This is a genomic window from Agrobacterium larrymoorei (assembly GCF_013322225.1).
GTDB lineage: Bacteria > Pseudomonadota > Alphaproteobacteria > Rhizobiales > Rhizobiaceae > Agrobacterium > Agrobacterium larrymoorei_A.
In genome coordinates, this window is sequence record NZ_JAAMFB010000028.1 from 63,841 (window position 1) to 70,121 (window position 6,281).

Annotated in this window: 6 protein-coding genes; all 6 read right to left on the bottom strand. The window is 53.9% G+C overall.

Going from position 1 to position 6,281, the window contains the following annotated elements:
• Window positions 1-159: 159 nt before the first annotated feature.
• The 6 genes from G6L28_RS22730 to G6L28_RS18225 all read right to left on the bottom strand — a co-directional run bounded on the left by G6L28_RS22730 (window position 160) and on the right by G6L28_RS18225 (window position 6,244).
• Entirely contained in the window at window positions 160-384 is a 225-nt protein-coding gene (locus G6L28_RS22730) for a hypothetical protein (RefSeq protein ID WP_202033723.1), read from the bottom strand.
• A 42-nt stretch (window positions 385-426) separates the two neighbouring features.
• On the bottom strand, window positions 427-1,275 hold the full coding sequence (locus G6L28_RS22735) for a hypothetical protein (RefSeq protein WP_202033724.1): 849 nt from the start codon (window positions 1,273-1,275) through the stop codon (window positions 427-429).
• Between the two features lie 287 nt (window positions 1,276-1,562).
• Window positions 1,563-2,519: a hypothetical protein gene (locus G6L28_RS18210; protein WP_234902633.1), complete on the bottom strand. Its 957-nt coding sequence runs from the start codon at window positions 2,517-2,519 to the stop codon at window positions 1,563-1,565.
• A 14-nt stretch (window positions 2,520-2,533) separates the two neighbouring features.
• On the bottom strand, window positions 2,534-3,583 hold the full coding sequence (locus G6L28_RS18215; RefSeq protein WP_174065243.1) for a hypothetical protein: 1,050 nt from the start codon (window positions 3,581-3,583) through the stop codon (window positions 2,534-2,536).
• Window positions 3,584-3,596: 13 nt separating this feature from the next.
• Window positions 3,597-5,225, bottom strand: a complete 1,629-nt coding sequence (locus tag G6L28_RS18220) for a DUF4150 domain-containing protein (RefSeq protein ID WP_174065244.1) — start codon at window positions 5,223-5,225, stop codon at window positions 3,597-3,599.
• Window positions 5,222-6,244, bottom strand: coding sequence for a DUF2169 domain-containing protein (locus G6L28_RS18225; RefSeq protein WP_174065248.1), 1,023 nt, complete (start codon window positions 6,242-6,244; stop codon window positions 5,222-5,224). The genes G6L28_RS18220 and G6L28_RS18225 overlap by 4 nt, the downstream gene beginning before the upstream one ends.
• Window positions 6,245-6,281 lie beyond the last annotated feature (37 nt).

Sequence of the window (6,281 nt, forward strand, 5' to 3'; positions counted from 1 at the left end):
AAACATACGCAAGTCAACACGGACGACCGATTTTTTCGGTTGCGAAGGTCGTTTACCAAACCAATCCGCGTGACGGCGATATCTGCCCAAGGTCGTCAAGCGTAAACGGCAATGTCACTCCAGCAGGACGAGCGCGTGACTGTGTCCGGACACGCGGTATTATCGCTTGAGTATGCCGGCTGGAATCGTGATGGCAGTCCACTCGGCTCCGTCATATGTCTGAACGCCGTGCTTCCTGTCAAAATAGTAAAGAGTATCGTCAACGGTTTGCACTTTGAGCGGGTTGGGTACGTTCTTGTTGATGGTCGGATCGAGTGTCGGTTTGAGCGGCGACATGATATGCCCGTCAAAGGAATGTAATGCGTAATCCGATGCAAGGATCATCCTGTCACCAAAGCGTGTTATGGACCTCAGGTCTTCATCGTCTCACTTGAAGGACACGTCCCGGAACCCACGCTTTGCATTCCCCTCCAGGATCACACCGTTTTCGCCGACCGCCCATACCTTCTCGGGAGCCTCCACGAAAACGTCGGAAAGCACCGCTGGCTGGCGGTAGTGCTGTCCATCTCGCGGCGTAGCTACCAATTTCCAGTCCGCGCCGTTCCAGTGGTAGAGCCGCCCCTCCATAACCTTCGTTTCGCCTTCCGCAGCATGATGGATGGCGAGCGCTTCATCCGGGCGTCCGAGGTCGAAGAGTTCCGCCGCCCGTTCTTCCTCTTCCTCGGTCAATTTCCTTCCCGCTGGCTTGGGTATGCAAGTGACCGTCATGTAGAGGTTATCGAGGGACAAACCCGCGACCGCGCCGAACACGAGATGGTCAAACTCCTCCTGGGGTAGTGGCAGCTTTTCCCGGTTGAACCAGTTCCATTGATCGTCTTCCCGGATGTATAGCTGGGAATTATGTCCGGTCACCAGCAACGTGCCGCCAATCGAGAAGATGCGGTTCGTGTAGCCAAGCCCAGCCGCATCCTCGCTGTAAACGCCCGTTCCCTCGATCTTACTATGTTGAGGAGCCGTCCCAGCCGAGAGATCGTAGACGTCTCCCTCGTCGCCTTTTACGAAGACAACGGGTTTTCCCTCCTTGTCGATCCAGCCGGTTACGCTATCAATGATGCGCGGGATGTCGAACCTTGTCCAAGGCTCCTCAAACTCGCCTTCGTAAACCAGAATAATCGAATACATGTCGTCATATTCCGCTTCACTGAACGCAACGCAGAATTTCTTTTTGGACAGTGCTGTTGCTGCAGTTAGACGGAGGTTTCCCAGCGCATTCATTTGGCTCTCACGATTGGTTTATCCGCGCCGCCATCGCGCTTGTTGTCGGTGATATCCTTGATCAGCAACAGCGCACACGCTTCCGCCAATCTACGGCTTTTCGGATTTGAAAGGACGCTCGAGCAACTCGTTTGGAATCGCATACTCTCTCCATTCTCCCTCAACGCGAGAAAAGATGCGGTTTCCGTAATCAAACACGTGAAGTCTGTCTTCCCGGGCAAAAACTGCTGATGGCTGAACCCGTTTGCTCCCAAGCTGGAGCTTTACCTTCGGTGTAAAGGTTTTCGCTAAATGTCCATCAAAGCGAAACAATCCGAGTCAGCAATGAGAACCAATTCACCATTGAGATAGGTCGCGTCGGAATAATGCTTCTCGCGATCAGGCAAAGATGATATCTCCGAGAAACCGCTATCAGGTGTTCCGATCATGACCAGTCCGTCGGAGCCCACTAGATAATCATAGCCTCGGTTGTCAGAATTGACGCCAGCTAACCACGCGTATGGTGGTGAGGTCTTGGCAATCCGTTCAGGCAACTCTTGTCGTTTCCAATTGCCGGGTGCTCCCGTGTAAAGCGCGGTTAGAACCGGGTGAGTACCCTTTTCAGCTCTCAATTTCTTTTTCAGTTCGAAGCGTTCGTCTTCCGGCATGTCACTTCGATATAGGGGGTGACCCGGGTAAAGGTTGAAGTACCTTTGGTTCGGTCTTTGGATCGCAACGATAAAGATTTCACCTTTAACGTTCTCTCCGAGAATGGCCCATTCAGTCTCGGAGTAAGGGTATTCAGTTTTAACCGACGGCGACACGTCCTCCCAGCTAGCGTCCTTTCCGAGCTTCAAGAAGTTCCCGCTGCCGGCCACCAGCCAACGATCATAGTAAGGAAGAATCGAACGAAAATCGACGTCTGGCGCGATATCGGATTCTGTTTGAGTTCCAGGGATGATAAAATGCTGTGAACCGGCTGGACCGACAAGGTAAATGTCGCCCTGCAGGCTGATCGTGACATAGGAGGGCCGTTCATCGTCTTTCGACGACGGTACCACACGGATATCGCGCAACTCCCTGCGAACATCTGACCGCGAGAATGTGTGTTCGACAGTGTCGCGCATGAGAATAATTGTGTACGGATCGTCCCAACACGGTCCGCCTACCAGCGCAGCAAAGTGGCGGTTGGTTTGTGCCATGGTGGCCTGGTAGAGTTTGGGTTCCCATTTGCCGTACAGCTCTTCAAAATCTTCGTCGTCCATCTTACGACAACCATTCAGAAGTCAGGATGTTCGATACGTTCCCATTCCTTTCCATCGAAACGGAATATGTCCTTCTGGCCCACTACCCAAAGAACATCGCTCACGGATTTTGCATAAAAAATGGAGTCGCCGCGAAGCTTTGGCAATGCGGGAGAAAAGCGTCGTAGTTCGGATGTGCCAGGGTCGACCTCAAAGAGCCCGCCGGGCCTAACACTGGAAGGCAATATAAGTTTTCCGCGATAGGTCGTGATCATATGAAATAGATTAAGCTGCTTTCGAAGATTGACCGGAGTAAATCCTCTAGCAAAACTTCCGTGCAACAGCACTCCCTCGCGGCCACAAACCCAGACGCTATCCTCATGCTCTATAAGGATGCCAGTCAGGGCGGTCTCCTCAAGATATACTTTTTGCTCATGAAGCGACATGCCATCCCAGTAGTACAGTACAGGCTTTGTATCCTCACTACCGCATAGATAAATCGCGTTTTCTGAAAGGCCTTTAATATCGTAGAGTGATATGTTTTTAGGCGACTGTTTTTTGAAGTTCCGGAGCCAGTCAAGGTATCCAGGGTCGGTCGTAAGTGGCCTGCTTTCCTTCTTTTGAAGATAGGCATCCATGTCGAAAAGCAACGCGTCCGTCAGCAGAGACCAATTGCCTCGTTCCACTCTGCGATAGATTTGCCCTCCTTGACCGCAGGCATACAGCGTCTCGCCGATTTGGGAGATTGCCAACATTCGGCCACGCCCTTGCGCGTCCTCTACCCAAGTTCCAGCACCTTCAATTTTCTCGCGGAAGTTTCCTTTCCACCAGCCATGGAAAACGTCGCCCTCGGAAGAAAGATACGTGAGATAATCAGAGGTCGAATCAATCTCTGGATTTTGGAAAAGTGTTATATCCTGCAAGTGGAAGTCAAAGTCGTCGAAGTACCATTGCTCGCCAGACTTACCGTCGTGCTCGTAGCGGAAAAGGCGAGTCTCAGGATGATAGACGTCCGAGTCAACGAGTGCAGCACCGATTACAATCACTTCGGACGATCGCGCACAAGCACGTGTGAATTCCATCATGTCGGTCTCGCTTCTAGGGCCTTGCATTCGCGCCTCTGATTGCACCCGTGCTTAGTGCTCGTAATGTGTCCGGGGGTAAAGGTGGATACTGTTTTGCACGTAGCAGCTGGTTCGGGTTTCGTCCCGCGAACTCAGCGTTAACGGCTGAAATAATCTGTTGCGCACAATCCGGCCTCAGCGACACCATAGCATCTATTGAGGCATCCTTGACGTCGTCAAGTATAGCTGTGTGTGGCGGGCTGGAAGTCTGACCGAGCCTTTCGATAGCAGCATCAGCGAAGTGCGCTGTATTGTGTTCGGTTCCCGCGCTGCGCGCCTGCCCAACAACGCAAATGCTCTGACCATCCCAATAACCAGGCATGTCTTTGATTCGTTTCAGCCCGACTTTCGCTTCTTGTCGTGTACCATACCGCAACGTCCAATCGGGTACGATGTGATGGGCCTGCATGCCCATTGTTTTACAGATCGGCTCCATCTTCTTGTATGTATCGACCCGACACCGTTTTTTCTCCCGCTCTTGTTCGATGCGGACATTCTCGGGCACGGGGAGGGCTGCTGGAGCACGTTGTGTTCCAACGCGCTGGGCATTCCTGCGCAACATTTCCGCGTTGGGCCATGGGGCTTCTAAGAGGTCGGCCAAATCGTCCGGGTTCATCGTTCGGAAATCGAGGGGCACGCCCGCTTTCAAAGATAATAGATCGTTTGCGTTCAAGACGCCGGCGTTGCCCGAGAACCACTCCCGCACGTGCCACGGTAGTCCTGCAATTTCTCCCGCTTCTGGAGAAGTTAGCGGTACTTGATTACGTAGGTGGTCGCCAATCGCACGGGCCATCACGCCGTCTTCGCCGACGTACCACCGACCTGCCATCTCGCCGAGTTGATGACCTGCGGTTGCGAGACCAAGTAAACCAAGCACTCTGGCTCCACCTGATGGCAGAGGACGTGCAAATGTTCCGGTACGCTTATAAACATTGTCGTTTGCCGCAGGACCAGGATTGATAGGTTGCGGTCTCGGCTGGGTGGGGTGGGGAGACGGGCGTGGAGATTGCGTCTGGTTTGGCAATGCTTGTGCGTACTGAGCACCCATGATCAAGGGTTCAGGAGAGGCATCGCTCATTACTTCGTTTCCAGCATTGCCTACTGACCTAACGGAACCCGGCACTGGATCATCGTTCTTGGGCGGATCATACGTCCGGGTCCCTCGAACGAATATCGCTTCGCCCTGAGTGTTACGGTTGTTCATGTAGAAACGATCGAGGTGCCGGATAACATGCGAGCCTTCTGCGCGGACCTGATCCGCATGTTCTATCGGTTCGCAGATACTCTCCACCGTGCCGGATTTCACACCTTTTCGGACACCGGGCTTGTCACCATGCACATGCGTGGTGCACGAGCGCATGACCATCGCCTTCTTGCGTGTGAAGCGGACGGATGGTGTGTAGTTCTTGTTGTGACCGCAGAAGTCTACAACGGGGTATGGGATTGGTACGACCGAAGAGCCAACCGGTGTCAGGCACACATCCGGTGCAAGGGAAACGATCCGCGCTTCATCAATATCTCTCAAGCCCTCGCGCGGCGTCTTCGTCGTCCATGGCGCGGGGTAGTCCGGATCGCCGATGTAATTGTCCCGTGGAATACTCATGCCGTTTCCTTTTCAGCATGGAGGTTTTCGGGTTCTGGAGCCTTCAGGCGTACGCGGGTTAGCGTCAGCGTCGTTTCGCCCGCGTTGGCGAGAGGAAACCTCGCACGCCAGGTTAGGAGAACTCGCCCATCTTTGCGCCAATCGAACTGAACACCGTCGAGCTTTAGAACGTACCACTCATCACGATCCGCCCTTTGGCAATTGACCCCGAGCGTTAATCCCGGAAGTCGACCTTTGGCGACGGGATGCTGTGGATGCAGGTTGTGGAGTTCGTAGTTTTCATCACCTTGCAAATGAGAGCGTGAGATCAAATCAGGATGGGCGGCCTGCCAGAACCTGTTGTCGAAATCCCTTGGCAAAAGCGGATGCCGCTCCTCGACCCAGGCATCGTCATAGGTGCCTGTATATTGCTGACGGGATCGCCACCAGGGCGATACGAGGCCGAGGCCTTGTGGCTCGGGCGTTTCTCTCCAATCCAGCTTTTCACCAACAGACGTGATTTGTGGTGCGCGAACAGGTGGTGTGTCTGCCGGCATATCGAGAGTGACGATACCGCAGCCCAGCGGGTTGCGGCGTTCGACATCGGCAGGAGTTTCGGCTTCGGCATCGCCCGGGCCTTGGATGATGCCACCATAAGCGTTTGTCCAGCAGACGGAGACCTGACGGATTGGCTCGGGATCGGTCAACGTCCAATCACTGACAACCCGCTTTGGCTCCTTGGCGGAAAAACCTGCCCACTTCTCCTTGATCACAGGCTGCCAGAAGCGCGGCCCGCAGACTTCTACCTCTTTCGAGACATCGCCGACACGAATGGAAGCCTGCCAGGACTTCTCCGGCTCCTTCGACGGCGACCAGGCATCCCCAAGAAAACTGATGTCGGTGCCGGGCTTGTCAGGGGTCAGATCGCTCTGCCGGAGAAGAATTGTCTGGTGGGGATCACCCTCGTAGGCGTCTTCCTGTTGGTTTCCATGCGGAACTGAGCCGGTTTTTCCACCGAGAAGTGAGCCACCTCTGACTATGGTTTTATGATTGGGTTTTGGTCAAGGGATTGGCTTT

Coding starts and splice junctions, on each gene's coding strand:
- G6L28_RS22730 (WP_202033723.1), bottom strand. CDS start 384: ATGATCCTTGCATCGGATTACGCATTACATTCCTTTGACGGGCATATC.
- G6L28_RS22735 (WP_202033724.1), bottom strand. CDS start 1,275: ATGAATGCGCTGGGAAACCTCCGTCTAACTGCAGCAACAGCACTGTCC.
- G6L28_RS18210 (WP_234902633.1), bottom strand. CDS start 2,519: ATGGACGACGAAGATTTTGAAGAGCTGTACGGCAAATGGGAACCCAAA.
- G6L28_RS18215 (WP_174065243.1), bottom strand. CDS start 3,583: ATGATGGAATTCACACGTGCTTGTGCGCGATCGTCCGAAGTGATTGTA.
- G6L28_RS18220 (WP_174065244.1), bottom strand. CDS start 5,225: ATGAGTATTCCACGGGACAATTACATCGGCGATCCGGACTACCCCGCG.